Origin of the sequence: Pseudooceanicola aestuarii (assembly GCF_010614805.1) — a bacterium.
Classification (GTDB): domain Bacteria; phylum Pseudomonadota; class Alphaproteobacteria; order Rhodobacterales; family Rhodobacteraceae; genus Pseudooceanicola; species Pseudooceanicola aestuarii.
The window spans coordinates 1,553,793-1,580,533 of the sequence record NZ_JAAFZC010000001.1; the positions used below are offsets into that span (position 1 = coordinate 1,553,793).

Genomic DNA, 26,741 nt, shown 5'->3' on the forward strand with positions numbered 1-26,741 from the left:
AACGGCGTCCGGCAACGGTGTCTGGCCCGCGCCGCCCGCGCCGCGCCCCTTGCACGGGGGCGCGATACCGGCCAAGGCTGAACCCGTCCAACTCTTGGGAGCGTGAGATGAGCCGCAATATCCAGGGCATCCTGATCGCTCTTGTCGGGGCCGCGCTCTATTCCGCGCATGACGCGATCATCAAGGGATTGGGCGCCGAATTGCCGGCCATCCAGATCGCCTTCTTCGCCTATCTGCTGGGGCTGCCGCTGATCCTGATGATGCTGGTGGCCGATCCGGCCCCGGCCAACCTGCGACCGGCTAACCCGCTGTGGATGGCGCTGCGGGTGCTGGGCGTGCTGACGGCGACGGTGGGGGCCTTCTATGCCTTCCTGGTGCTGCCGCTGGCGGAAACCTACACGATCCTCTTTGCCGCGCCGCTGTTGATCACCCTGCTGGCAGTCCCCCTGCTGGGGGAGGCGCTGCGGTGGCGTCGGGCGCTGGCCGTGCTGGTCGGGCTGGCGGGCGTGCTGGTCGTCCTGCAGCCGGGCACACGGGAGATCGGGCTGGGCCACCTGGCTGCGCTGGCCTCGGCCTTGGGGAACGCGATGGTGCATATCACCGCGCGCCGGATCGGCAGCAGCGAGCGCCTGCCGCTGATGGTGCTGTATCCGATGCTGGCCACGACGCTGATCCTGGGCTGCCTGCTGCCGCTGGATTTCGCGCCGGTGACCGGCCGGGCCTTTGGCGGGCTGGCGGTTCTCGCCGTATTGGCCTTTGCCGCGATGCTTTGCCTGATCGAGGGGTTCAAGCGGGCGGAGGCCGGGTTGGTGGCGCCGATGCAATATTCGCAACTGCTGTGGGGGGTGCTGTTCGGCTTCCTGTTTTTCCGCGAGGTGCCCGAAGGGTCGACCTTGCTGGGGGCGGTGCTGATCGTGGGGTCGGGCATCTACATCGTCCTGCGGGAAGCCCGTCAATCACCGCGTCCCCCGGTCCCGGTTTCGGTGGCGCCGGGACCGTCATGATTTCCGCCGATCGGGGGCAGTTCCCGCTTGCCATTCCAGCGCAAAGGCGCTACCTCGCGACCTCACGGTCGGAGTGTAGCTCAGCTTGGTAGAGCACTGTCTTCGGGAGGCAGGGGTCGGAGGTTCGAATCCTCTCACTCCGACCAGTAGATCAAGGCGCCGGAGGGCGCCTTTTTTCATGACCTGTCTCCGGTTCGGGCGCTCTGCAGTCAGCCCGGCGCCGCGGCTTGGGACGTCATCCGCATCAGGTGCAGGATGTCCGACCGGGTGATGATACCCCGGATACGATCGCCCTCCATCACGGGTACGACCTCGACACCTTGCAGGGCCAGGCGGTCCAGCAGATGGCCCACCGGGGTCTGCGGCGTGACGCTGGCCGGAGCCGGGCGGGCGATCCGGGCAGCGGTGGCGCGGCGCGCGCGGCTGGCGGCTTGCACGCCGTGGCGCGGGTCCGCCAGCGCGGCGATCAGGTCCGATTGCAGGACCAGCCCGGACAGGGCACCCTCGGCGGTGACGACGGGCAGGCATTTGATTGCGTGGCGGCGGAACAGCCGGGCAAGGTGGCGCAGGCCATCGTCGGGCTGGGCTGTGATCAGTCCGGCGGTCATGACCGCGCCGCAGGTGATCCCGTCGAACCGGTGGCGGGCCAGCTCCGCCTCGGCGGCGGCCAGTAGGCGCCCCAGGTCGGCGGTGCCGATGTTGGTGCCCTGGTTGAAACTGCGCAACAGCCTCTGCAACTCGTCTTCGGTGAGAGCGGGCGGGGGCGTGGCCGCAGTGCTCTGTCGAAATGGATAGACCCGGCCCGTCAGGCGGTTGTAGACCACCGCCGCCGCCACCAATGTGGCAGTCATCGCGGCCACGGGGATCAGCGCGAAGGCGGGGCCAGCGGCCAGCACCGGCGCGGGGTCCAGCGCGGCCAGCAGGGCTACGGCGCCGCCCGGCGGGTGCAGCGACCGGGTCGGCATCATCACCAGAAGGGCCAGCCCGACGGCCAGCGCGGGCGCCCAGGGGCCGCTGTAGACCGACAGAAGCGCCCAGACCGCCAGCGCCGACAGGGTGTTGCCCATGACGGCCGACCAGGGCTGCGCCAGGGGCGCGTTGGGCACGGCAAAGGTCAACACCGCGCTGGCCCCCAGCGGAGCGATCAGCCCCATGGGCAGGCTTTGGGTGCCGGGCCAGGCCATCGCCAGAAGCAGGCAGCAGCCGATGCCCAGCACGCCACCGATCGTCGCGCGAAGAACCTCGGCCGGGGCGGGGCGCGGCAGCACGGGCAAGCAGCCGTACAACGCGCGGCGCAGTGCGGCGGGTAGGGTCGGTGCGGAACGGTACATGGGGCTTTCCCCTGGTGAGGTGGGCTGATCGCAGGGGTTATGCCCAAGGATCGGGCAGAAGGAAAAGGCTCAGCCGTCGCAGGGCGGACGTGGCGACGGGCTGCGTGTTCCGGCCCGCCTCGGGAGGGCGCAACGGCTGTTCTGCGCGCGCGGGATCTGGCGGACGACGCGTCGGGAAGGGGTGCGGGTAGTGGAACCCGGGTCTTTTTCCCGGTGGCGGTGCCGGTGACAGGTGAGGAGGCTCCCGCCCCTGTGCCGCGCTCACTCCGCGCAGAGGCGGGGCGCCGGGCTCAGTCAGAAGGGGCGGTCCCGGCGGCCCGTGCGAGGGCCAGCGCCTCTTCCAGCACGGCAGGGTCGCCGATGTGGTTCATCAGGATCAGGATCAGCCGGGCGTTCAGGGCGATGCTCTCGGCCTCGTTCAGGCCGTGATGCGCGGCCAGCAGGCGGGCATAGCTGTCGTCGGGATGCGGGGGCAGGTTGGGCCGGGTGATCAGGCTCATGCGGGCCTCGTCAGGCGGGCGGCGCAGGCCGCGATGGCAGGGGGGTCGGCCGTGATCCAGCGCGCGGCGATCACCTGGTCGGGCCGGATGAGGTAAATCGCGCCCTCCGCCTCGCCCAGGTAGCGCGCGCGCAGCAGGTCGTCCGGCGGCGGGGCCAGGCAGGGCAGGCCGGTGCCCTGGGGCGGCGGCCTGTTCAGCACCAGCAGGGACACCTGCCCGCCCAGCCGGTTCAGCAACCAGCCGTCTCCCAGGGGGGCATCGGGGGCCACGCAGCCCGGCGCGGACAGGTCGGGCAGGGTGGCATCGTCCGGCGCCCCCGCCAACGGATAACGGCAGGGCACGGAGAGGCGGCCGGAATTCACCATGGGGCGGGCGAACTCCGCATGGGCGGCCAGCGCCAGTGTGGCGTCCCGGAACCAGCGCTCGGCGCCGGGGGCGGGGGACATGAACCGGGTGGCACGGCTGGAATTGCGGATGTTCTCGTCCGCGGCATGACGGCGCTCCCGCTCGTAATCGGTCAGGATCTCGGGATCGGCGCCGTTCACCACCGCCGCAAGCCGCCAGCCCAGGGCATCGACATCCTGCAACCCGCCGTTGCCGCCGCGCGCCCCGAAGGGAGAGACCACATGCGCTGAATCGCCGGCAAAGATCACTCTTTCATGCACGAACCGGTCCAGCCGGCGGCATTGGAACGTGTAGACGGAGGACCAGTCCAGGCGGAAGTCGCCGTGGCCCACGACCTTTTCAATACGCGGGCGTATGCGATCCGGCTGCCGCTCGGCCTCGACATCTGCGTCCCAGCCCAGTTGCAGGTCGATGCGGTAGATGTTGTCCGGCTGCTTGTGCAGCAGGGCGGATTGGCCGGGGTGGAAATCCGGTTCGAACCAGAACCAGCGTTCGGGGGGTGTGTCGGCGCGCATCTCGATATCGGCGATCAGGAACCTGTCCTCGAACAGGTCGCCGGTGAAATCCAGCCCCATCATCCGGCGTATCGGGCTGCTGGCGCCGTCGCAGGCCAGCACCCAGGCGGCGGGCAGGTCATAGGAGCCGTCCGGGGTCTCCACCCGCAGGGTCACGCCCTCGGCCTCCTGCCGCAAGCCGGTGACGCGATTGAGAAACCGCAGTTCTACCAGGGGGGAGGCAAGGGCCGCCCGGATCAGATGCGCTTCCACGTGGTATTGTTGCAGGTTGACGAAGGCGGGCATCTTGTGTCCGGCCTCCGGTTGCAGATCGACGGAGAAGACCTCCGCCGTGCGGTGAAAGGTGCGTCCCACCTTCCAGGTCACGCCTCGGGCCAGGCAGGCCTCGCCCAGCCCCAGCCGGTCAAGGATCTCCAGCGAGCGTTTCGACCAGCAGATCGCCCGCGATCCGACAGAGACGACATCGTTGTCATCCACCACCAAGCAGGCGATCCCTTGCCCCGCGAGGTCCAGCGCAGCGGCAAGACCAACCGGTCCTGCGCCGACGATGACCACCGGGTGGCGCGGCTCTGCCTCCGTCAGGCCGGGCGGGGCGACATAGGGGAAACGCTGGTATTCATGGGGCATGGCGCGGCCTCCGCCGCCGTCCCGCCGCGCAGGTCATCCCTGCAAGGCCTGCCACATCTCCCGGTCACGGGCTGCGGTCCAGATGCGGGGGGTGTCGATGTCGCGGGCCTCGTCATAGGCGCGGGCGACGTTGAAGGGCAGGCAATGTTCATAGATCGCGAAATCGGCGAATTTCGGGTCGCATTCGGCGCGCACGGCGTCCCAGGCCTCTTTCAGCGTGCCGCCACGCAGGGCCACACGCGCGGCGGGCAGGTAGGTGGCGCGGACGAAATCCGCCGTGCTGTCCAATGCCGCGTTCACCATCTTCTGTCCTTGCAGCGCATCCCCGCGCCCCGGCGCGATGGCGTCCAGGTCAAAGGCGCGGATGCGGTCCAGCGTGGCGGGCCAATCGTGGAAATGACCGTCGCCGCAATAGCAGGCCGATCTGTATTCCACGATATCGCCGGTGAACATCGCGTTGGCATCGGGCACGTAGATGACGATGTCGCCCGCCGTATGGGCGCGGCCCAGGTGCATCAGGTCGACGCGGCGATTGCCCAGGTAGACGGTCATCCGGTCGTTGAAGGTCATGGTGGGCCAGGTCAGGCCGGGGATGTCCTCGTGCCCTGCGAAAAGGCGAGGAAAGCGGCCGAACTCGCTGTCCCAATCCTCCTGCCCGCGCTCGGCGACCATGGCGCGGGCCTTCTCGCCCATGATCACGTTCTGCGCGCCGAAGGCCGAACAGCCCAGAACGCGGACGGCGTGATAATGGGTCATCACGACGTGGGTGATTGGCTTGTCGGTGATCTTGCGGACCTCCTCGATCACCTTGTTGGCCAGTCGCGGGGTGGCCTGGGCCTCGATGATCATGACGCTGTCGTCGCCGATGATCACGCCGGAATTGGGGTCGCCCTCGGCGGTGAAGGCATAGAGATCGCGTCCGATCTCGGTAAAGGAGGTCTGCTTTTCGCTCAGATCCCCCTGAGAGGCAAAGGCCTTGGCCATGTCTGTCCTTTCGGCTGCGCGGTCAGTCGGGGGGCGAACAGGGGGCGAAAGCGCAGGACGAATGCCCCCGGAGCAGTTCATTGCATGGGCGAAAGTAGTTGCATTCGCAACGATGTCAAGCCTGCGGCGCTTGACCCAGCCGCGCGACATCGCGGGCCATCCCCTCGGCCAGGGCTGCAAAGGCACCGGGATCGCCGCCGCGCTGCGCCTCGATCCGCAGGGCGGTGACATCGGCCTGGTAGCGCCGCGCCAGCTGGGCGGTGTTGGCGTCCTGCGGCAACTCTCCCATGGCTTGCGCCTTGTCGAAGAAGGCGGTGAACAGCTCTGTCATGGCATCCATGTAACCACGTGCGCGATCGGCGATGGCGGTGTCGGCCTCGGTCACGTCCAGCAGCGTCTTGACCAGCATGCAGGCGCGGTGGCCGCTGGTGGCATCGGGCCGGGCAAAGCTGCGCAGGTGATTGGCCAGCGCTCCCAGCGGCGAGCCGGAGCGTTCAAGCAGATCCTGCAACTGGCTGCTGTTGCGGTCGAAATACCGTTCCAGCGACGCCAGGTAGAGATCCTCCTTGCTGTGGAAAGCGGCGTAGATGCTGCCCGGGCGCATGTTCAACGCGCCCTCCAGGTCCTTGAGAGAGGTCGCGTGATAGCCCTTGCGCCAGAACAGGCTCAGCGCCGCGTCCAGTGCGGTGTCTCGGTCATATGGTCGTGCGCGTGCCATGCCATCCAGATAAGCGATCTGTCCGGATTTGTCCCGTCCAAGGGGGCAAAGTCAATTCTCACGTTTGAGTGAATGCTCAAACTTGGTATTGAGCGGTCGCTCAAATCAACTATCTCTCACTCATCCCCGGCGCAGAGACAACGCGCCAGATCGCGACCCGTTCAGGACACGTCACAGAAAGGACCATCCGATGAAAACCTTTACCAAACATGACGAGACGACCGCCCCCGACGACAGCAAGCCGCTGCTGGAGAAATCCAAGGCCGCCTTTGGCCGTCTGCCCGGTCTGCACGCCGTCATGGCTGAGGCTCCCGGCCTGTTGGAAGGCTACCAGAAACTGCACGAATTGTTCGTGAACTCCTCCTTCGACAAGGACGAGTTGACGGTGGTCTGGCAGGCGATCAACGTCGAGAACGAGTGCCATTACTGCGTGCCCGCCCACACCGGCATCGCGAAATCCATGGGTGTGGATGACGCCATCACCGAGGCCCTGCGCAACAAGACCCCGCTGCCCAACGATCGGCTGGAGGCGCTGCGCGACTTCACCCTGAAATTGGTGCGGGAACGTGGTTTCGTCGCCGATGCCGATGTGCAGGCGTTTCTTGACGCCGGTTTCACCAAGCGGAACGTGCTGGAGGTGATCCTTGGCTATTCGCAGAAGGTGATGTCCAATTACACCAACCACCTGGCGCAGACCCCGGTCGATCCGGTGTTCGAGAAATTCGCCTGGTCGCCCAAGGAAACCGCCTGAGCGACAGGCTGACGACAGGCAAAGGGTCCGGCCAGCGCCGGGCCCTTTTGCGTGGCGGGGGGGCCGGTGGTGCGGTCAGCCGGTGGGCAGATCCTCGAATGGGATGCCGTCGACCAGCCCGCCGATGGCGTGCAGATCCGTGTTCAGGTGGGTCAGGCTGGCGCGATAGCCCGGCGCGATGCGGCCCAGCTCCCCCTCCAGGCGCAGGACGCGAGCGGGGGTGGCGCTGGCCATGGCGACGGCCTGTTCCACCGGAACCCCGGCGCTCCGCACCATGAGGCGCAGCGCGGTGTCCAGCCCAAGATGTGCACCGGCCAGCGTGCCATCCGGCCCGGTCAGCCGTCCGTCGCGCAGCGCCACGGGGGTTCCCATCAGGTCGAACTCGGTGACCTGCCCGGCATAGGTGCGCATCGCGTCGGTCACCAGGCACAGCCGGTTGGGCATCATCCGCGCCGCCAGCATCAGGTTCAGCGGATCAACGTGATGGCCATCCGCGATGATCCCGGCAAAGAGCGTGGGATGGGTCAGGGTGCGCCCCACCACCCCCGGCGCGCGACCCTGCGGTGCAGGCATGGCGTTCCACAGGTGGGTAACGCCGCGCAGCCCCTCCGCCACGGCGGCGTCGATCTGGGCGGCGCTGGCGGCGGTGTGCCCGGCAAAGACGGTGATCCCGGCGCTGGCCAGGCGGCGAATCGCGCCGGGCGGCTGTTCCTCGGGGGCGAGGGTCAGCAGCAGGGGGATCTGCGCGGTCTCCAGCAGCGCCAGGTCGGCCTCCGCCAGCGGGCGGATGGCCTGTGCCGGGTGTATGCCAGGACGCCGCGGGGACAGAAACGGCCCCTCCAGGTGCAGGCCCAGGACGCCGGGGCTGTGCGCGTTCAGCGCGTCGCGGGCGGCGCGCAGGGCCTGGTGCCAGCCGTTCCCGTCGGCGGTGATGAAGGTCGGCAGCACATGCGCCGCCCCGCCGGCGCGGGCGCCATGCGCGATGCGTGCGATGGCCACCGGGCTGGGATCGTCGTTGAATTGCACATCCGCCGCGCCGTTGATCTGCAAGTCGATGAAGCCGGGGGCCGCGATCGCCACCCGCGCGGTTCCCGAAGGCAGGCGGGTGGGCGCGCGGGTCACGGCGGTGATCCGGTCCCCGGTGACCTCAACCAGGCAATCGTGGCGGGCGGGAGCGCCGCTGCCGTCATACAGCGTTTCGGCATGGACGTAGCGGTGGGTCACAGCCGTGCCTTTCCACCATCGGGATGCACCAACTGGTAATAGTCGCGCAGCCGCAGGTCGGCGGCGGCGGCGGGATCCAGGACCAGCGTCGCGTCGGGATGCAATTGCAGGGCCGAGGCCGGGCAGGCGGCGGACAGCGGACCCTCCACCGCGGCGGCGACGGGGCGGGCCTTCTCCGGGCCGGTGGCCAGCAACAGGCAGGCGCGGGCGTCCAGCACGGTGCCGATCCCCATGGTGATGGCGAATTCCGGGGCGGTCTCCTGCGCGCCGAAGAACCGGGCGTTGGCGCGGCGGGTGTCTTCGGTCAGCGTCTTGACCCGCGTCCGCGATCCCAGGCTGGAGGTCGGTTCGTTGAACCCGATATGGCCGTTGCGTCCGATCCCCAGCACTTGCAGGTCGATGCCGCCCGCCGCTGTGATCGCCGCCTCGTAGGCGCGCGCCTCGGTCACGGGATCGGAGGCTGTGCCGTCGGGCAGGTGCCCGCGATCCGGGCCAATGCCTGCGGTGTCGAACAATAGCCGGCGCATGGTGGCGGCGTAGCTTTGCGGATGATCGGCGGCCAGCCCGACATATTCGTCCAGATTGAAGGTCGTCACCTGCCGCAGATCCAGCGCCCCGTCGGCGATGCGCGCGCGCAGCAGGGCATAGAGCGGCTCCATCGTGCCGCCGGTGGCCAGGCCCAGCACCGCTTCGGGGCGGGCGGCGACGGTGTCCTGAAGGATCTGCGCCGCGCGGGCCACGGCGGCGGCGGCGTCATGACAGATCAGGACCCGCATCAGAGCCGCCCGCCATCCGCCCCGAACAAGTGGCATTCGTGACCCGGCAGGCCGAACCGTACGGGCTCGCCAAGGGCGGGCAGGGTGCGGCGCGGCACCTCGGCGACAATCGCATCCTCACGGCCCGCATCGGTATAGAGATAGGCGGTGCCGCCCAGGTTCTCCACCACTTCGGCAGTCAGGGTCACGATATGGGCCGCGTCGTGAGGGGGGCCGAAATCCTCGGGACGCAGGCCCAGGGTGGCGGGACCGGAGGGCAGGGTGTCGGGGTGGCGCACAGGTACCTCCAGTCCGGTGAGGTTCAGCCGGGGCAGATCGACAAGGGCCAGGCCCTCGGTGGTGCGGCCGGTGACGACAGCGTCCAGGAAATTCATCCGGGGGCTGCCGATGAAACCGGCGACGAACAGGTTGTCGGGATCGGCATATAGATCGGACGGCCGGCCCACCTGTTCGATCACGCCCTTGCGCAGGACCACGATGCGGTCGGCCATGGTCATGGCCTCTGTCTGGTCGTGGGTCACGTAAACCATCGTCGCGGACAATTCGGCATGCAGGCGCGCGATCTCCAGCCGCATCTGCACCCGCAATTCGGCATCCAGGTTCGACAATGGCTCGTCGAACAGAAACAGCGCCGGATCACGCACGATGGCCCGGCCGATGGCGACACGCTGCCGCTGGCCGCCGGACAGCTCGCGCGGTTTGCGCTCCAGCAGGTCGGTGATCTGGAGGATCTCCGCTGCGCGCAGCACGGCCATCCGACGTTCGGCCGCAGGCACCTTGGCCATCTCAAGGCCAAAGCCCATGTTCTCCGCAACGCTCATATGCGGATAAAGCGCGTAGGTCTGGAACACCATCGCCAGCCCGCGATCGGCCGGTTCGGCCCGGGTCACGTCGCGCCCGGCGATGGAGATGGTGCCCGCCGAAGGTTCTTCCAGCCCCGCGATCATGCGCAGTAGCGTGGATTTCCCGCAGCCGGAGGGGCCGACGAAGACGACGAATTCCCCCGGCTCGATCGACAGGTCCAGCGACGGGATGACCTCCACCTCGCCAAAACTCTTGGCGATACCGCGCAGCGTAACCTCACCCATGGCGTTCCTTTCTCATTTCACGGCGCCCTCGGTCAGCCCGGCGACGAACCAGCGCCCGACAAAGGCGAACAGGATCACCACCGGCAGGATCGACAGGCTGGCCCCGGCCAGCAGCAGACCCCAATCGATCTGGTATTGCCCGATGATGCCAGAGAACCCGACGGGCACGGGCCGCTTGTCGTCGGACAGGATCAGCACGGAGGCAAAGACATATTCCGTCCAGGCGGTCACAAAGGCAAAGACCGCCACCGCCGCGATCCCCGGCGCCACCAGGGGGATCATGATCCGGCGCAGTACGGTGAAAGGGGCGCCGCCGTCCAGGCGGGCGGCTTCCTCGATCTCCACCGGGATGCCGGCGAAAAACGACCGCAGCAGCCAGATCGCGAAGGGCAGGGCAAAGGCCACGTTGACCAGCACCAGCGCCAGCCTGCTGTCCACCAGCCCCAGTTTCGCGAAGATGCCGAACAGCGGGATCAGGATCACGATGGAGGGGAAGGCATAGGCCAGCAGGATCGCCCGGTAGAGCGTCTCGCGCCCCCGGAAGGACATGCGGAAGAACGCGTAGCCCGCCGGGATCGCCAGCCCCAGCGTGACCAATGTCGACGCGGTGGCGACCAACAGGCTGTTGAGCATGTAGATCGGGTAATCCGATGCCGCCAGCAGCTTTGTGTAGTGCTGAAGGGTGAAGTTGTCGGGGATCATGGTCGGGAGGCGCGCTATGATCTCGGCCGGGTCTTTCACCGATCCGGTCAGCACGAACCAGAACGGTGCGAGGACCAGCGCGGCCAGCAGCAGCAGCACGACGCCCAAGGCGATGTTCCAGCGCAGGGGACGTTTCATCGGATCAACGGGCCTCCGGGGGACGGGCCAGCCAGCGGGTGGCGATCAGGGCAAAGCCCATCAGGAAGACGGTGGCCAGCACCGCGACCGCCGCCGCCTCGGACATGCGATAGGATTTGAACGCGGTCTCGTAGATCAGGACGGGCAGGGTGCGGGTGCCGTCCGCCGGACCGCCGGCGGTCAGCAGCCAGATGATGTCGAACACGTTGAAGGACAGCAACGTCCCGATCACCAGCAGCACGCCCAGTGTCGGCGCCAGTAGTGGCCAGGTGATGCGGCTGAACCGTTTCCACGGGCCTGCGCCGTCGATCCGCGCCGCCTCGAACAGGTCGCCGGGGATACGCGTCAGCCCGGCCAGCATCATCAGCGTGATAAAGGGGAACCAACGCCAGGAATTGATGAAGACCAGCGTGGCAAATGCGGTGCCGGGCCGGGCAAAGAATCCAACCGGCGCGTCGGTCAGGCCCGATTGCATCAGCAGCGGGTTCACGATCCCGCCAGAGGTGGAGAACAGCCAGCGCCAGATCATCACGACCACCACGGTGGGGATGATCCAGGTCAGCACGATCCAGGTACGTGCGATCCGCACGCCGGGAAAATTCTGGTTCAGGGCCAGCGCCGCGACCAGCGCCAGCACGGTCTGCAACACCGCATTGGTGACGACCCACAGCAGCGACAGCCAGGAGGCGGACCAGAAATCGCCGTCGGTCAGAACCTCGGCATAGTTTTCCAGACCGACCCATCTGCCGGGCATGCCCACGGACCGCACATCCTGCAATGACAGCACCACCGCCTGGCCCAGCGGCCAGAGCAGCAGTGCCGCCAGAAACAGGATCGCCGGGGCGATGAAGGCAAACGGCAGGATATGCCTGGGTAGTTTCATCGCCCCGGCTCCGGTTTCTTACTCGGTCAGGTCTTGCATGCGCGCCTGACCATCGGCCACGGCCTCGGTCGGGTCCATCCCCTTGACCGCCACGGATTGCAGGGTCTCCGCCAGCACGTTCTGGGCGGAAATGGCCGCAATGGCCGGGAACACCCGCCCGGAGGTAAAGCCGAACAGCATCCCGTTGGCGGAATTGTCGATCACCGTTTCGATCTGGCTGCGATACTTCTCGACCATCGGATCGGACCAGAAGCTGTCGGCCTCTGCACCGTCGGCGGTGACGGGCATGAACAGCCCCGGCTCCATGTTCAGGAACCGTCCGTAATTTTCGGGCTTCAGCAGCCAGCGAATGAAAGTCTTGGAGGCTTCCATCTTCCCTTCGTCACGGCTCAGCAGCATGACGGCATTGGCGTAGGCGATGGTATTGTGCGTCTCGCCATCCTGCGAGGGGATCGCCGCCACGCCCAGATCGGCAGCATCGCCTTCGGCCTGGGTATCATAGGTGGAGATAACGGAGAACTGCATGATCATCCCGCAGCTGGCAGAGGCAAAGCAGGCCTCGGCCTCGCCCCAGGTCCAGGACGGCGCGTCGGGCGGAGAAAATTCCAGCATCCCGTTGTAGAAGTCATAGGCCGCCACGGTCTGCGGATTGTCGAACCGCAAGCTGCCGTCCTCGTTGTAGATCTCGGAGGCGCCGCCATTTGCCATCACGGAATAGACGGTCTGATCGGTATAAAGCTGCTGGTTCGCGGGCAGACCCATGCCATAGGTGCCGTCGGCCGTCAGTGCCTTGGCGGCGGCGGACCAGTCGTCCCATGTGGTCGGCACGTCGATCCCGGCGGCCTCGAACACCGAGGGGCGGTACCACAGGTTCATCGACATGTTGTAAAGCGGCACGGCCCAGACACCTTCGTCGTAGGAATAGGCCTCTACGGTCGAATCGATGAAATCATGTTCGGCGTCCAGTTCCTCCACGAAGTCGGCGACCGAAGTCAGAGCGCCCATCCCCTTGAGGATCGGGGCGAAATCGGGGATCGCGAACAACATGTCCGGCCCGGCGCCGGCGGCCAGCGCGGCGGGCGCCTTGGCGTAGACCTCGCCCCAGTTCTGCGGCTCCTGGCTGACCTCGATCTCGGGGTGGGCGGCGTTGAACTCGTCCAGAAGCATCTGCACCCGGTCGACGCGATGGGGCGGCTGCTCCATGTGCCACAGGGTCAGTTCGGTCTGGGCGCTGGCGGCGAACGGCAGCAGGACTGCCAGGGCGGCGCCGCCCAGAAGGGTGGTCTTGTGCATACGGGTCATGGTCTTCCTCTCTGCTGGGGTTGGGGGCTCTTTCCGGCCCCTGGTCATTTCAGGTGTGGATTGCGGTCGCGGTAGCGGGCGACAAGGCGCGCGTTGTTCTCTGCCGCACCGTCCATGTTGGCACTGCGAAAGACGGGCGGATCACCGTCCTGCGCCAGTGCCTGAGCGACCTCCACCACGACGGCGTTCAGGATCGCGGCCCCCACCACGGTAGAGGCGGGGCCGGCGCGCAGGTCGGTGCCGGGCAAGGCGGCGATGGCGTCGCCAGCCTCGATCCCGTTGTCGATCACGATATCGGCCAGGTCTGCCAGCCGGGTCCGGCCCTTGGCGGCGGCGGTGGAATAGTCCAGCGACGTCAGCGCCACCACGGTTGCCCCGGCTTCCCGGCCCAGCCGCGCGGCCTCCAGCGGTGCGGCGTTGACCCCGGAATTGGAGATCACCAGCAGAACGTCGCCCGCGCCCAGCCCGTAGCGCCCGATGATCGGTGCGACCAGCCCTTCGGTCCGCTCCAGCGCGGAGCCCGAGACTGCCCCTTCGTGCAGCATGGTGGCCGCGGACAGGATCGGCACGGCGCAGGCCAGGCCGCCGGCGCGGTACAGCACCTCTTCGGCCAGCATGTGGGAATGGCCTGTGCCAAAAACAAAGAACTGCCGGTCGGCGCGGGCGGCGCGGGTCACGGCGGCGGCGGTGGCGGCAATGGCCTGCGCCGGGCCGTCGTTCTTCAGCCGGGTGATCAGGGCGGTCAGCCCGTTCAGGTAATGCAGCGCGGCATCGGTCATTCGGCGCCCCCCAGGGTCAGGTGAACTTTCATGTTGAACGCATCCCCGCGATAGAGCGACCGGACGAATTCAAACGCCCCTCCCTGTGCATCGCGGGTCAGGCGGGTCAGCCGCAGGATCGGTGCGCCCTCGGGCAGGTTCAGCCGGTGCGCGGTCTCGTTGTCGGCGGCGGCAGCTTCCAGCGTCTGTTCGGCGGTGGTGGGCGTGATGTCATATTCCGCGCGCAGCCGCGCATAGGTCGATTGCCGCGCGAAATCCGCCCCGTCGAAGAAGCCGGGGGTGACGCTGGCATCGATCTCGGACATCTCGATCGCGACAGGAGCGCCGTCCACCAGCCTGATGCGGGTCAGGCGGTGGATCGGCGCACCCTGCGCGAGGCCCAGGGCCAGAACCGTATCCGGGTCGGGGGTCCTGGTGGCGGCCTCGATCACGACGGAGGCGATGTCGCGGCCCTGCAGGCGCATCGCCTCGGAGAAACCGGTCAGCGCGGTCAACTCCTGCTGGATGGCCCCGCTGCGCACAAAGGTACCGCGCCCCACCTGCGCCTCAAGGTAACCGCGCTGCGTCAAGTGGCGCAGCGCCTGACGGGCGGTCATCCGGCTGATCTGGCGGTCCTTCGCCATGTCCCGTTCCGAGGGCAGGCGCGCCCCCTCGGCCAGGCGACCGGCGCGGATGTCGGCCTCGATATCCCGCGCGATGGCGAGGTAGCGGGGCAGGTTGGTGTCTTCGGACTGGTCCATTTGTCGTATTGGTACATACCAATTTTAGAAGTGCAAGGGGCAATGGCCCGATTGCGGTCGGGTCGGGGCAGGGAAACCAGAGTTGGATCAAGGAATGAGCCGTGAGGCGCGCCGCTCCGGCGGGCCGCCCCGGTCGGTTGGTCAGGGGCCGTTGGTTCCCAGCAGCCTGTCGCGGTGGTCGGCATATCTGGCACGGGCGGCGGTCCACAGCGCAGCGTCGCGCCCCCGAGGCGGATGACGGCGCTGGCCCAGCCCGGTCAGCGCGGTACTGGCGGTGACGATATCGGGATGCGCACCGGCCATCACGGCGGCCAGCATCGCCGCCCCGCGCGCGCCGAATTCGGTGCCCTCCGGCACGATCACGCAGCGGCCCGTCGCCTCGGCGATCATATCGCACCACAGCGCACTGCGGCTGCCGCCACCGGTCAGGGTCAGCGGCTGGTCTGCCGGCAGTTGCAACAACTCCACCAGATCGGCGATGGCAAAGGTCACGCCCTCGAACACCGCGCGCAGCAGATCGGCGCGGCCATGGGCGGGGGAGAGCCCGGCGAATTGCGCCCGCGCTGCGGCATCGGCGACGGGCGCGATGATCCCGCTTTCGCTGAGATAGGGCAGGTAGGTCGCGCCACCGGCGCCCACCGGCACCTCCGCCACCAGCGCGTTCAGCTGGTCGTAGCCGTCGGGCGCCGCCAACAGGTCCGGCGCCAACAGGGACATCGCCCAATCCAGGTTCAGCGTGCCGGCCACGTTGACCATCGCGCGATACCACAACCCACCGGGAAGGGAGAACAGCAGCCCCAGGTCCGGCGGGTCGAACACCGGCACGTCGCTGATCCGGCCCACCATGCAGGTGGTGCCCAGAACCGCCGTCGCCGCGCCGGGTGCCAACCCGCCTGCGCCGATCACCGTGGCGGGCACGTCGCCCGCGCCCACCGCCACCGGCACCCCCTGCGGCAGGCCGGTTTGCGCGGCGGCGGCGGCAGTGATCCGCCCGGCACAGGCGGAGCTGTCCTGCGGGGCGGGGAACAGATGGGCCAGCCCGCCCAGCCCGAACAGGTCGCGCATTGCGGCGCTTCCCGATTGGCTGCGCGCGCAGCCGGGGGCGACGGCGGCCTCGGTCCGGTCGATGCCGATGGTGCCGGTCAGCCGGGCGCGCAACATGTCCTTGTAGGAGATCGCGGCATGGGCGCCGGCGACCAGATCGGGCTCTTCCTCCGCCAGCGTGGCCAGCAGAGGCAGGGTACAGCCCTGCTGCATCACCGACCCGGAGGAGGCGAAAATTTCCGCCATCAAGCCGGGCCGGGCGGAGATCATCCGATCCAGCAGGGGCTGGCTGCGGCTGTCCTCCCAGTTGATGCCGGGGCGCAGGGGCAGGCCCGCGTCATCGACCAGCCACAGGCCGACCATTGCGGCGCTCAACCCCAATCCGATCAGGTCTTCAGGAGGGCGGCCGCTGGCTTCCATCGCCTCGCGCAGCACGGCGCAGGTGGCGGCCCAACAGGCGTTGCCATCGGCCTCCACCCGGCCATTGCCGGGGCGCGACAGCGGCGTGCGCCGCGTGGCCACCGACAGCATTCGCCCGTCAAGGTCAAAGCACGCGGCCTTGACCACCGAAGACCCGGCATCGAGGCCCAGAACACAGGTCATGGCCGCTCCTTTCCGATTGCTGCCCGCCATCAGGCGGGGACGGGGGCGATCAATGACCCGGCAGCAGGGCGGGCGTCAAGCCGCGGCGGCGCCTCGCCTCATTCCGGCCCGCCTGCGCGGCGCGACATGGCGCGATACCCGGCAACCAGCGCGTCGAACACCGCCCGCACGCGGGGCACGCGGGCCAGGTTCTCGTGGGTGACGATCCAGACCCCCAGCCGCGCCACCACGACATCGGGCAGGACATGCACCAGACCCGGATCGGCGCGCCCCACCGGCACCTGCGTCACCGCAATGCCCAGCCCGGCGCGGGCGGCGGCCAGCTGGGCGGGGTGGCTGTCGGTGCGCAGGACAAAAGTGTCGGACCCGATGCGTGCGATCAGCGTCTGCGCGATGTTCAGATCCGCGCGGCTGCGGTCAGGGCCGATCATGTCGTGCCGCGCCAGATCGGCGATGGCATCGGGCCGCCCGTGTCGATCGATGTAGCCCCGCGCGGCAAACAGGCCCAGCGGCACGGTCCCGGCCTTTTGCGCCACCAATGCCGCCTGCGTCGGCGTGACGGTGCGCACGGCGATATCGACTTCCTGCGTCAAAACGTCGGCGGGCAGGTTGCTCAGCGCCAGTTCGATGCGCAGGGCGGGATGGCTGTCGCGCAGGGGGCGCAGGAGGGCGGGCACGACCTCCACGCCCATGAGATCAGGGACACTCAGCCGGACAACGCCCGCCGCCGCGCCCCGATCCGAGGCCTGCCGCACGAACAGGTCCGAAGCATGGGCCATGGCGCGGGCCGGGGCACGCAGCGCCTCTCCGGCGGGGGTGGGGGTCAGCCCACTGGCAGAGCGGGTGAACAGCACCAACTCCAACCGTCGTTCCAGCGTGTCGATCCGGGCGCGCACCGTGGGATGCGACAGACCCAGCTGCCGTGCCGCCGCCGACAGGCTGCCAGTTTCCAGCACGGCAAGGAAGACGCGCTGATCCTCCCAGGAGATCGGCAGGATCATAAAATTCTTTCTATCCGATGACGGTTTTCTTGGAATTCCCTTTCTATGGGGTGGCCTGCGATCCTGGGGATGTCAACAGCTCAGGAAAGGATCGGGGCGATGGAATACGGGAAAAGGATGCTTGTTTTGGGGGCGACCGGCGGGATCGGCGGGGCGATTGCCGGGGCGATGCTGCAAGCGGGATGGCACGTGCGGGGCATGGCGCGCGCCGGCTCTGACCGGGTGGGTGCGCCGGGCGGGATCGACTGGGTCACTGGCGACGCGATGCGCCGCGACGACGTGATCCGCGCCGCCGATGGGGTGGACGTGATCGTGCACGCCGTGAACCCGGCCAATTATCGCAACTGGGCGCAACTGGTGCTGCCGATGATCGACAACACGATCGCGGCGGCCCGTGCGGTCGGCGGGGCGCGGGTGGTGCTGCCCGGAACGATCTACAATTTCGACCCGGCGAAAACGCCGGTGCTGGGGGCGACCTCTCCGCAGGCGCCGCGCAGCCGCAAGGGCAGGATCCGCGTGCAAATGGAACAGCGGCTGCAAGACGCTGCGCCCGAGGTGCCGGCACTGATCCTGCGGTCGGGGGATTTCTTTGGACCGGGGGCCACGCGTTCCAGCTGGTTTGCGCAGGCGATGGTGAAGCCGGGCCAGCCACTGCGGCGGATCGTGAACCCGGCCCGCAGCGCCGGGCACAGCTGGGCTTACCTGCCCGACCTGGCGCGCGCCTTTGCCCTGTTGCTGGAAACGCCAGAGGCGCTGGCCCCGTTCGAGCGGGTGCAGTTCCGGGGCCTCTACGACGCCGAAGGCACCGCGATGATCGACGCGCTGCAACAGGCCTGTGGGCATCGCTTGCCGGTGCGCCGGTTTCCCTGGTGGGCACTGCGCCTGCTGGCGCCGCTGGGCGGGTTCCTGCGCGAGGCGGCCGAGATCACGCCCTATTGGTCCCATCCCGTGGAGCTGGACAACAGCCGGCTGGAGCGGCTGATCGGCCCGGAACCCGCGACACCGCTGACAGAGGCGGTGCGCGCCACGTTGCAGGATTTCGGCTGCCTGGATGCTGCTCCAGCGCTACGCCCCGCCAGTTCTTGAGGAGGGTGCTTGGAGGCGGGTTGCCTGAAGGTTGGCGGGGCCTGATGGAGGGCTGCCGGAGGGTGCGCCCCGGCCTGCGCCTCACCGGGAGGTCGGGAGGTCGCGATGTCCGAAGCCGGGGAGACGGGCTGCCCGGCCTACCCGCCGACGCGTTTCAGGAACCGTTGCAGGCGGGGATCGCGGGGGGCGTCGAAGATCTGGGAGGGGGGGCCTTCTTCGACAATGCGGCCACCATCCATGAAGACGATGCGATCCGCGATCTCGCGGGCGAATTGCATCTCGTGGGTGACGATCAGCATGGTCTGGCGCTTCTCCGCCACGCGGCGCATGAGGTCCAGCACCTCCCCCACCCATTCGGGGTCCAGCGCCGATGTCGGCTCGTCGAACAGCATCAGATCGGCCTCCAGCGCCATGGCGCGGCCAATGCCGACGCGCTGTTGCTGTCCACCGGACAGCGCCGCGGGGTAGCTGTTCGCCTTTTCCGCCAGGCCGGTTTCGGTCAGGATCTCGCGCGCGCGGGCGGCGGCCTGATCGCGGGATTGGCCTTGGACGGTGACCAGCGCCTCCATGATGTTTTCCTGCGCGGTCTTGTTGGCGAACAGCGCGTAGTTCTGGAACACGAAGGCGGTGCGTCGCCGCAGCGCCAGGATATCGGCGCGGCTGGCGCGGGCGGCATCCACGGTCAGATCGCCGATGGTGATCCGCCCTTCCTGCGGACGATCCAGGAAATTCAGGCTGCGCAGCAGCGTCGATTTCCCGGTGCCCGAGGGGCCGATGATCACCACCCGCTCCCCTTCGGCGATGGACAGGTCGATGCCGTTCAGCACCGGCGCGCCGTCGAAACGCTTGGTCAGGGCCTGGATGTCGATCATCGTGCGAATGCCTTGTTCAGATGGATTTCCAGCCGCTGCTGCGCCTGATTCAGAACCTCCACGATCACCCAGTAGATGACCGCGACGACCAGATAGGCCTCGAAGAACAGGAAGCTGCCCGCCGCCTCTTTCTGGGCGGCGCCCATCATTTCCGTCACGCCAAGGGTGAAGGCGAGGGAGGTGCCCTTGATCATGTCGATGAAGTAATTGACCAGTGTCGGCGCGGCGATGCGCGTGGCCTGCGGCAGAATGATCCGCAGCATCATCTGGCCCTGGGTCATTCCGATGGACTGGGCGGCCTCCCACTGGCTGCGGTCCACGCCGGCAATGGCGGCGCGTATGCTTTCGGCCATGTAGGCGGCGAAATGCAACGTCAGACCCATGATTGCGGCGGTCACCCCGTTGATCCCGGCCAGGAAGGGCAAGACCTGTGGCAGCCCATAGTAGAACAGGAACAGCTGCACCAGCAACGGCGTGCCCCGGAAGAAGCTGATGAACAGCACCACCAGCGGGTCCAGAACGGGCACCTTTATCACCCGTTCCACTGCCAGCAACGAGGCAAGGACAAGGGCCGCCACCATCCCGGCGGCGGCCATCAGAAGGGTCAGTGGCAGATAACCCAGCAGAACGGGCACCAGCCCCAGCATGTAGTCGAGGTCAAGCGCCCGCATCTGTCAGGTCACTCCGCCGTCGTGATGTCGCTGTCGAACCATTTCTGCGAGATTTCGGCCAGGGTGCCGTCTTCGCGCAGGGTGGTCAGCGCCGCGTCCACGCGGTCGCGCAGAGCCCGGCCTTCGGCATCGTCGCGGAAGGGCAGGGCGTTGCGGATTTCCGAAAACGGTTTGCCCGCAAGTTGCAGCGGCAGGGGGCTTTCCTGGATCAACTGGGCGGAGGACACGCGGTCCATCACGAAGGCATCGACACGTCCCAGGGCGGTATCCTGGGCGATGTTGGATTCGTAGGTCTTCACAGTGACCTCATCGGCGAAGGGCAGATCGTTCAGCAGCGTCTCGAAGTTGGAGCCGAGGTTCACCGCCACGGTCTTGCCGCGCAGGTCATCGACGCCGGTGATGCTGTCGTTGCCCTTCTTCACCACGACCTGCGCGCCGTCGATCACATAGGGTTGGGAGAATGCGAATTTGGCCTCCCGCTCGGGTGTGATGGTGATCTGGTTGGCGATGGTGTCGATGCGCCCCGCTTCGAGAGACCCGACAAGGCCGGAGAAGGACATCGTTTCATATTGGATGGTCAAACCGGCCTCTTCACCCACGGCATCCATGACGTCCACTTCGAACCCTTGCAGCACATCCTGGCGGACGAAGGTAAAGGGGAAGTAGCCCCCGGACATGCCCACGCGCAGGGTGTCGGTATCCTGGGCCGTGGCGGAGCCGCCCAGGCTGACGGCGAAGGTGGCGCCAAGTGCGGCGGCGGCGGCGATGGTCTTGATCATGGCAATCACTCCTGATGCGTTTGACGCCTGACATGTCCCCGAATCCGACGCGGTTCAATGCACCCGGAAAATGGAGAACAACCCGCCGTGCAGGGGGCGCTCGGCCGGGGGGTTGGTCCGTGTGGCGGCGTCCGGCGGGGACACCTGTTCCGGAGTGAACGGCGCAGGGGAAAAACTGTTCCGCCCTGCCACCCCGTGCGGGCGGGGGGCAAGGCGGATATGCGCGGAGCGCAGGCCCGAAACCGGGCCCGCACGGGCGCATCAGGGGGCAAAGGCCGCGGGAATCGCGTCGCCCTGCGCATCGAACAGCATCAGGTCGGCGGGGGCGATGCCCATATCCAGCCGGGTGCCGGGGGCCAGGGCGTGCTGGCCGGGCAGGCGGGCGGTGATCGTGTGTCCGGCTGATCCGTCCTGCGCACCCTGCGAGTCCAGGTCCACCAGCGTCTCGGCGCCCAGCGCTTCGACGAAGCGCACGCCCCCGGCCAGCCGGATCGTGCCCGCTGCGTCCTGCGACAGGCGCAGGCTCTCCGGGCGCAGGCCGAGCGTGACCTGCCCCGCCGGGACGCGGGCGTTGAGTGGAACGGAGAGTGCCCCGCCGACAAAGCGCGCGGTGCCGGCGTCATGCACGCAATGCCCGTCGATGAAATTCGTCGGCGGAGAGCCGAGGAAGGAGGCGACGAAGCGCGAATTGGGGTTGCGGTAAAGCTCCATGGGGGCGCCCTGCTGGCGGATGCGCCCGCCCTCCATCACCACGATGCGATCGGCCATGGTCATCGCCTCCACCTGGTCGTGGGTGACGTAGACGGTGGTGGTTCCCAGATCCTGCTGAAGCTTGCGGATCTCCACCCGCGCGGAATGGCGCAGCTTTGCATCCAGGTTGCTGAGGGGTTCGTCAAACAGGAATGCCTGCGGATCGCGGATGATCGCGCGCGCCACGGCGACGCGCTGGCGTTGCCCGCCGGACAGGGCGCGGGGCTTGCGCTCCAGCAGGTGGTCGATGCCCAGCATGGCGGCGGCGCGCTGCACCCGCTCCGCGATCTCCGCCCGTGGGAGCCGTTTCAACGACAGCGCAAAGGAGATGTTCTCGGCCACGCTCATATGCGGATAGAGCGCGTAGGACTGAAATACCATCGCCAGCGACCGGGCCTTGGACGGAAGGTCGGTGATGTCGCGCCCGCCCAGGTGAATGCGCCCCTCCGTCGGCTGTTCCAGCCCGGCCAGCATGCGCAGGCTGGTTGTCTTGCCGCAGCCCGAAGGCCCGACCAGCACGACGAATTCGCCATCCTCGATCCGCAGGTCGAAATCATCCACGGCGCGGGCGGTGTCGAACTGTTTGCCCACATGTTCAAAAGTGATGGAAGCCATGGGCTATCCTTTCAGGCCAGAGGAAACGAAGGTGTCCATCACCTGTCGTTGAAAGAACGCGAAGACGGCGATGGCTGGCAGGCTGGCCACGATGATCCCGGCCATCAGCGCGCCGTAATCGTCCATGTCCTCCTGAAGGAATTCGCGCAGGCCGATCTGGATGGTGCGCGACTGGGTGCTTTCGGTGACGAGCAGGGGCCAGAAATATTCGTTCCAGCTGTCGATGAAGATGATGATGGTCAGCGCGGCCAGCGCCGGACCCAGGTTCGGCACGATCACCCGCCACAGGGTCGTCCAATGCCCGGCGCCGTCCATCTGTGCCGCGTCGATCAGCTCGTCCGGGAAGGACATCATGTGCTGGCGCAACAGGAAGATGGCGATGGGCGTCGCCAGGTTGGGCACGATCAGCGCCCACCAGGTGTCGAACCAGCCCAGCTGCGCCATCATGATGTAGATCGGCAGCATGGTCAGCACCTGCGGGATCATCATCGCGCCCAGTACCAGGCCGAACAGGATCTCGCGGCCCGGAAACCGGAACCGCGCAAAGGCATAGGCGGCCAGCACCCCCAGCACCAGCTGCCCCAGCACCCGCAGGACCGTGGTGCCGGTGGAATTCCAGATGTACCAGCCAAAAGCCGTCTTATCGAACAGGCGGGCGAAATTCTCCCAGGTCGGGGCCTGTGGCATCAGGGCGCCGGCGTAGATCTCGTTCATCGGCTTGAACGCGGTGGTGACGACGATCAGCATCGGGAACAGGATGGAGAGGCAGATCGCCAGCAGGACGATATGTCCGGTCACGCGCACGGGTCGGGACAGCTGCATCACGGGCTCCTATTGCTGATATTGCGCGCGCCGGTCGAGCACACGGAACTGAAGGAAGGCCATGACCATCAGGAAGGCGAACAGGATCATCGTCCCCGCCGCGCCGCCGCCCACGTCGAAGGTGACGAAACTGTACTGGTAGATCATGTAGAACAGGTTGGTCGTGGAATTGGAGGGCCCGCCCTCGGTCATCAGGTCGATGGGTGTGAACACCTGCTGCATGGTGAAGATCACGGTGGAGATCGCGACAAAGGTCAGCGTCGGCGTCAGCAGAGGCCAGATCAGCCGGCGAAAGATCGTGATGTCCCCCGCGCCGTCCATGCGCATCGCCTCGATATATTCGCGGTTGATGCTGGCCAGCCCGGCCAGGTAGATCAGCACGTTGAAGCCCAGCACCTTCCAGGTGGAGATGCCGATGATCACCCAGATCGCGGCGTCGGGATCGGCCAGGTAGTTGGGAAAGCGCATTCCCATCTCGGCAAAGATCACCTTGGCGTAGCCGAAGATCGGGTTGAGGATCCACAGGAAGGCAATACCCACCACGACAAAGCTGATCAGCGTCGGCAGGAACAGCACCGCCCGATACATATGTCCGCGCGTGCCCATCCCCCACAGGAAGACGGCGACCGGGATCGGCAGCAGCACCTTCAGCGGGATGGAGGCGAGGATGTAGATGAAGGTATTTGTCAGCGCCGCCTGAAACAGGGTCGAACCCGTCACGCGGCCGTAATTCTCCAGCCCGACGAATTCGGGCTGCTGTCCGGGGTTCAGGTTCCAGTCCACCATCGACAAATAGGCGGTCTGCAACAGCGGCCAGTAGGTGAACAGGCCCAACAGCACCAGCGTCGGCGCCAGGTAGAGCCAGGGAACCGCCGCGGCCCCCACCGCCCGCCGGCGCCTGCGGCCAGCGGGGGCATGGGGGCGCGGTGTGGGCGATGCGGGCGCGCGGCGCACCGGCGCGGCCCCGATGGGGGTCGCGCCGGCGGCGGCGGTCATGTCGGACCGCTGCAGGGTCACTTGTTCGCGGCCAATGCGGCGTTCACGCGGGCCACGGCCTCGGGAACGATTTCGGCGGCGGGACGCTTGGCGGCCCAAAGCTCGTCCAGCATGGCGCGGATCTCGGTCTGCGCTTCCAGCGTGCCCTTGGCCGGCCAGACATTCGTCGGCACGGTCTGGGACATCTGGTCGATCACCGGCACGACAAAGGGGAAGCCTTCGACATATTCCTGCATCGCGGGATCGGCCAGCGGGTCCTGGATGACGGGCATGTAGCCCGAGGCGCGGGACCACCGGTTTGCGATCTCCTTCTGCGAGATGAAGCGCAGCAAGGCCATGGAAGCCGCCTGTTTGTCGGCGTCCTGGGAATACAGCATCAGCGCGGCGCCGGAATTGTTCACCCGGCGCGGGCTGTCGCCGAACAGAGGGTAGTTGGCCACACCCAGTTCGAACTTGTCTTCCGATGCAGCGACGGCGGCCCGCAGCGCAGCGGAGGAGGTGATGTACATCCCCATCTGGCCACCCATGAACGCACCGCTCCAGCTGCGGTCGGTTGCGATGGGCATCATGCCGTTGACGGCCATGTCCTGCCAGTTCTGCAGGGCGGCGATGCCTTCGGGGCTGTCGAACTGGGCTTCGGTTCCGTCGGCGTTCAGGTAGGTGGCGCCGGCGTTGGTGACCATGACCATGGTGCCGTAATCGCCCATGGAGGCATGAAGATGCGCGCCGCCCGGCTTGCCCGTCTTCTCGGTGATGGTCTTGCCGGCTTCCAGGAATTCGGCCCAGGTGGCGGGGGGCATCTCGGGGTCCAGCCCGGCCTCGGCAAAGATGTCCTTGTTGTAGTACATCATCGGCGTGCCATAGGCATGGGGGATGGCGTAGATCGCCTCGCCGTCGCGGCCCAGATCCAGGAAGTTCGGCAGGTAGCCGTCCAGCCAGGCGGTGTCGCCGTCGGAGGCCGCGACCATGTCGACCGCGTTGGTGTTGTTCAGGAAGTAGACGATGTTCTTGCCGATCACCGTGGCCACGTCCACCGGACGCCCGGCGGCCAGCGCGGCCTGGACCTCGGCGGTGATCTGTTGTGACTGGGCAAAGATGTCCTTGACGGTGATGCCGTCATTGGCGGCTTCGAAATCGTCGAGAATGGTGCGCAGCGCCTCGTAATTGCCGCCCGACTGGTAGTGGTAGAACGTGATTTCGGTCTCGGCGGCGGCGAATGTCGTGGCGCCCAAGCTGGAGGCGACGGCAAGGCCGGCGGTCAACGTGGCGGACTTCAGGGATTGGAAAAGCATCTGGTGTCTCCGGTTGGATGCAGAAGGCAGCCGCAGTTCGACCACCACTTGATCACGGTTTTCCAACGGGTCCGTAACGCTTTGATGAAGACTGAACGAATATTCATTCCGTCGCAAAAATGTCATGAAATCATGTGATTACCGCCGAAGCAGAACAAGTGCCAACTGTCCGGGAGGTATATCGTGGACACTTTCAGCCTGATCCAGATCAGCGACACCCACCTGTCGCGGGAGCGCCCGGACTTTGTCCCCAATTTCGCCATCGCCGCCGACCACATCGCCACAGCCAAGCCCGATCTGGTGGTCCATACCGGCGATATCGCGGTAGAGGCGACGGCCCGCGCCGACGATCTGGTCCATGGCCGCGAAGCGATGGAGGCCCTGGGGACCCCATACCGCTGCATCCCCGGCAATCACGACGTTGGCGACAACCCTTCCGACCATGGCTACGTTCCCGAAAAACGGGTGAGCGATCCGCTGGTCGACACCTACGAGGCGCTGTTCGGGCCGGGGCATTGGCATCTGGACATGGGCGGCTGGCGGCTGATCGGGCTGAACGCGCAGCTGTTCAGCTCGGGGCTGGCGCGGGCGACGGTACAGCAGGACTGGCTGGCCGACACGCTGGCCGACAGCGACGGCCGCCCGGTGGCGATTTTCTGTCACAAGCCGCTGCTGCGCGACGCGCTGGAGGAGCCGGTGGACGTGCCCTACCGCTATGTCCCGTTGGCCGATCGCGGACCGCTGGCACAGGCGATGGCCGGGGCGGATGTGCGCCTGTTCGCCTGTGGTCATGTCCATCAGGCCCGCGATCACCGCGTCGGCGACACGCGCCACATCTGGTGCCCCGCCACGGCCTTTACCATGCCCGACGAGATGCAACCCCGCGTGGGGGACAAGCGCTGCGGGTTGACCGAATACCGGTTTTCCCCGATGGGCGTCGACGTGCAGATGCAGTTTCCCGCCGCCATGACCCATCCCGACGTCGCGGTGCTGAGGTCGGTCTATGCGGTCTGAACCGGCGGAGGCGCGGGGCGCGGGGCTGGTGATCGACAGGGCCGATGCGCCTCCGGCGGCCCCCGCCGCGCGGGACAAGAGGGCGCGCATCCTGTCCGCCGCCGCCGGGTTGATCGTGACCAACGGGCTGGAATTCCCGGTCTCGCGCATTGCGCGGGACTCGGGCGTGGCTGTCGGGTCGATCTACAATTACTTCCCGTCGAAACAGGATCTGATCCTGGGCGTCTACCAGCAGCTCGCCGACCAGATCATCTGCGCCCTGACCGCAGCGCCCACCGACAGGCCCGACATTCCCGCCGCGCCTGATTCGGGCAACGCCGGCGATGCGGGCGCGCGGGTGCTGCGCTACTTGCGCAATTACGTCGATTTCTTCTGGGCCGATGCGGATCGGGCGGTGTTGTTCGAATACCTGTCCAACGTGCCTCTGATCGCCACCCCCGAAATCGCCGAGGTCTTTCGCCCGCTGCGCACCTACAACAATGCCCTGTTCACGGAGGCCCAGGCCCAGGGCATCCTCAAGCCGCTGGACCCGCGCTCCATGGCAGGGTTCGCCGGGGGCGGCATTCGGAACGCGCTGAAATGGCACCGGGCCTCGTCCCGCCCGCTGACGGCGGAGAAAAAGGACGACATCCTGCGCATGTGCTGGTCCGCCATTGCCGCCGATCCCACCCGGTTCCCCGACGCCGCCTGAGGCCGGGGGCGTACCGGTCCGCGCCTGACGGCCCGTCG

The 26,741-nt window shown here is 67.3% G+C and carries 27 protein-coding genes and 1 tRNA gene; 6 read left to right on the plus strand and 22 right to left on the minus strand.

Features of this window, described 5'->3' with window-relative positions; all coding sequences use genetic code 11:
• Positions 1-107: 107 nt before the first annotated feature.
• Both G5A46_RS07330 and G5A46_RS07335 read left to right on the plus strand, forming a co-directional pair.
• Positions 108-1,004 (plus strand): DMT family transporter, encoded by an 897-nt coding sequence (locus G5A46_RS07330; protein WP_163848683.1) that lies wholly within the window; start codon positions 108-110, stop codon positions 1,002-1,004.
• Between the two features lie 69 nt (positions 1,005-1,073).
• A tRNA-Pro gene (locus G5A46_RS07335) sits at positions 1,074-1,150 on the plus strand.
• A gap of 63 nt (positions 1,151-1,213) precedes the next feature.
• Here the strand turns inward: G5A46_RS07335 and G5A46_RS07340 are convergent.
• The 5 genes from G5A46_RS07340 to G5A46_RS07360 form a co-directional block, all read right to left on the minus strand.
• Entirely contained in the window at positions 1,214-2,335 is a 1,122-nt protein-coding gene (locus G5A46_RS07340; RefSeq protein ID WP_163848685.1) for an HPP family protein, read from the minus strand.
• 290 nt (positions 2,336-2,625) lie between these two features.
• Entirely contained in the window at positions 2,626-2,835 is a 210-nt protein-coding gene (locus tag G5A46_RS07345) for a DUF2783 domain-containing protein (protein WP_163848686.1), read from the minus strand.
• Positions 2,832-4,382 carry an FAD-dependent monooxygenase gene (locus G5A46_RS07350; protein WP_163848688.1) on the minus strand — a complete coding sequence of 517 codons (1,551 nt, stop codon included), beginning with the start codon at positions 4,380-4,382 and terminating at the stop codon, positions 2,832-2,834. Before G5A46_RS07350 ends, G5A46_RS07345 begins: the two co-directional genes overlap by 4 nt.
• 33 nt (positions 4,383-4,415) lie before the next feature.
• Positions 4,416-5,366 (minus strand): MBL fold metallo-hydrolase, encoded by a 951-nt coding sequence (locus tag G5A46_RS07355; protein ID WP_163848690.1) that lies wholly within the window; start codon positions 5,364-5,366, stop codon positions 4,416-4,418.
• Positions 5,367-5,481: 115 nt separating this feature from the next.
• Complete coding sequence (locus G5A46_RS07360) at positions 5,482-6,084, minus strand: TetR/AcrR family transcriptional regulator (RefSeq protein ID WP_163848692.1); 603 nt, start codon at positions 6,082-6,084, stop codon at positions 5,482-5,484.
• A 190-nt stretch (positions 6,085-6,274) separates the two neighbouring features.
• Here G5A46_RS07360 and G5A46_RS07365 point away from each other — a divergent pair, with 190 nt between their 5' ends.
• Entirely contained in the window at positions 6,275-6,835 is a 561-nt protein-coding gene (locus tag G5A46_RS07365) for a carboxymuconolactone decarboxylase family protein (RefSeq protein WP_163848693.1), read from the plus strand.
• Positions 6,836-6,910: 75 nt separating this feature from the next.
• On the opposite strand, the gene nagA is transcribed toward G5A46_RS07365, so the two are convergent.
• The 10 genes from nagA to G5A46_RS07415 all read right to left on the minus strand — a co-directional run bounded on the left by nagA (position 6,911) and on the right by G5A46_RS07415 (position 17,115).
• Complete coding sequence (gene nagA, locus G5A46_RS07370; RefSeq protein WP_163848695.1) at positions 6,911-8,059, minus strand: N-acetylglucosamine-6-phosphate deacetylase; 1,149 nt, start codon at positions 8,057-8,059, stop codon at positions 6,911-6,913.
• Complete coding sequence (nagB, locus tag G5A46_RS07375) at positions 8,056-8,835, minus strand: glucosamine-6-phosphate deaminase (protein WP_163848697.1); 780 nt, start codon at positions 8,833-8,835, stop codon at positions 8,056-8,058. Before nagB ends, nagA begins: the two co-directional genes overlap by 4 nt.
• Positions 8,835-9,923 carry an ABC transporter ATP-binding protein gene (locus tag G5A46_RS07380; protein WP_163848699.1) on the minus strand — a complete coding sequence of 363 codons (1,089 nt, stop codon included), beginning with the start codon at positions 9,921-9,923 and terminating at the stop codon, positions 8,835-8,837. The genes nagB and G5A46_RS07380 overlap by 1 nt, the downstream gene beginning before the upstream one ends.
• Positions 9,924-9,935: 12 nt before the next feature.
• Positions 9,936-10,763, minus strand: coding sequence for a carbohydrate ABC transporter permease (locus tag G5A46_RS07385; protein ID WP_163848700.1), 828 nt, complete (start codon positions 10,761-10,763; stop codon positions 9,936-9,938).
• Between the two features lie 4 nt (positions 10,764-10,767).
• On the minus strand, positions 10,768-11,646 hold the full coding sequence (locus G5A46_RS07390; RefSeq protein WP_163848702.1) for a carbohydrate ABC transporter permease: 879 nt from the start codon (positions 11,644-11,646) through the stop codon (positions 10,768-10,770).
• A gap of 18 nt (positions 11,647-11,664) precedes the next feature.
• The gene (locus G5A46_RS07395) at positions 11,665-12,948 is read right to left on the minus strand and encodes an ABC transporter substrate-binding protein (RefSeq protein WP_204318708.1); all 1,284 of its coding nucleotides are present in this window, start codon (positions 12,946-12,948) and stop codon (positions 11,665-11,667) included.
• A gap of 44 nt (positions 12,949-12,992) precedes the next feature.
• A complete protein-coding gene (locus tag G5A46_RS07400; RefSeq protein WP_163848704.1) occupies positions 12,993-13,727 on the minus strand; it encodes an SIS domain-containing protein in 735 nt (244 codons plus the stop codon).
• Positions 13,724-14,467: a GntR family transcriptional regulator gene (locus G5A46_RS07405; protein WP_163848706.1), complete on the minus strand. Its 744-nt coding sequence runs from the start codon at positions 14,465-14,467 to the stop codon at positions 13,724-13,726. The genes G5A46_RS07400 and G5A46_RS07405 overlap by 4 nt, the downstream gene beginning before the upstream one ends.
• Positions 14,468-14,608: 141 nt before the next feature.
• Positions 14,609-16,114 carry an FGGY-family carbohydrate kinase gene (locus G5A46_RS07410; RefSeq protein ID WP_163848708.1) on the minus strand — a complete coding sequence of 502 codons (1,506 nt, stop codon included), beginning with the start codon at positions 16,112-16,114 and terminating at the stop codon, positions 14,609-14,611.
• 98 nt (positions 16,115-16,212) lie between these two features.
• A complete protein-coding gene (locus tag G5A46_RS07415) occupies positions 16,213-17,115 on the minus strand; it encodes a LysR family transcriptional regulator (protein ID WP_163848710.1) in 903 nt (300 codons plus the stop codon).
• A gap of 99 nt (positions 17,116-17,214) precedes the next feature.
• Between G5A46_RS07415 and G5A46_RS07420 the strand changes: the two genes are divergently transcribed.
• Positions 17,215-18,201 (plus strand): NAD-dependent epimerase/dehydratase family protein, encoded by a 987-nt coding sequence (locus G5A46_RS07420; RefSeq protein ID WP_163848712.1) that lies wholly within the window; start codon positions 17,215-17,217, stop codon positions 18,199-18,201.
• Positions 18,202-18,338: 137 nt separating this feature from the next.
• Here G5A46_RS07420 and G5A46_RS07425 read toward each other — a convergent pair whose 3' ends face one another.
• The 7 genes from G5A46_RS07425 to G5A46_RS07455 all read right to left on the minus strand — a co-directional run bounded on the left by G5A46_RS07425 (position 18,339) and on the right by G5A46_RS07455 (position 24,998).
• Positions 18,339-19,073, minus strand: a complete 735-nt coding sequence (locus tag G5A46_RS07425) for an amino acid ABC transporter ATP-binding protein (protein WP_163848714.1) — start codon at positions 19,071-19,073, stop codon at positions 18,339-18,341.
• The gene (locus G5A46_RS07430; protein WP_163848715.1) at positions 19,070-19,744 is read right to left on the minus strand and encodes an amino acid ABC transporter permease; all 675 of its coding nucleotides are present in this window, start codon (positions 19,742-19,744) and stop codon (positions 19,070-19,072) included. Before G5A46_RS07430 ends, G5A46_RS07425 begins: the two co-directional genes overlap by 4 nt.
• Before the next feature lie 8 nt (positions 19,745-19,752).
• On the minus strand, positions 19,753-20,523 hold the full coding sequence (locus G5A46_RS07435; protein WP_163848717.1) for an amino acid ABC transporter substrate-binding protein: 771 nt from the start codon (positions 20,521-20,523) through the stop codon (positions 19,753-19,755).
• 261 nt (positions 20,524-20,784) lie between these two features.
• Positions 20,785-21,888, minus strand: a complete 1,104-nt coding sequence (locus G5A46_RS07440) for an ABC transporter ATP-binding protein (RefSeq protein ID WP_163848719.1) — start codon at positions 21,886-21,888, stop codon at positions 20,785-20,787.
• A 3-nt stretch (positions 21,889-21,891) separates the two neighbouring features.
• A complete protein-coding gene (locus G5A46_RS07445) occupies positions 21,892-22,710 on the minus strand; it encodes a carbohydrate ABC transporter permease (RefSeq protein WP_163848721.1) in 819 nt (272 codons plus the stop codon).
• Positions 22,711-22,719: 9 nt separating this feature from the next.
• Entirely contained in the window at positions 22,720-23,706 is a 987-nt protein-coding gene (locus tag G5A46_RS07450) for a carbohydrate ABC transporter permease (RefSeq protein ID WP_163848722.1), read from the minus strand.
• A 17-nt stretch (positions 23,707-23,723) separates the two neighbouring features.
• The gene (locus tag G5A46_RS07455) at positions 23,724-24,998 is read right to left on the minus strand and encodes an ABC transporter substrate-binding protein (protein ID WP_163848724.1); all 1,275 of its coding nucleotides are present in this window, start codon (positions 24,996-24,998) and stop codon (positions 23,724-23,726) included.
• A gap of 183 nt (positions 24,999-25,181) precedes the next feature.
• Here G5A46_RS07455 and G5A46_RS07460 point away from each other — a divergent pair, with 183 nt between their 5' ends.
• Positions 25,182-26,012 carry a metallophosphoesterase family protein gene (locus G5A46_RS07460; RefSeq protein ID WP_163848726.1) on the plus strand — a complete coding sequence of 277 codons (831 nt, stop codon included), beginning with the start codon at positions 25,182-25,184 and terminating at the stop codon, positions 26,010-26,012.
• A complete protein-coding gene (locus G5A46_RS07465; RefSeq protein WP_163848728.1) occupies positions 26,002-26,703 on the plus strand; it encodes a TetR/AcrR family transcriptional regulator in 702 nt (233 codons plus the stop codon). Before G5A46_RS07460 ends, G5A46_RS07465 begins: the two co-directional genes overlap by 11 nt.
• Positions 26,704-26,741: the final 38 nt, after the last annotated feature.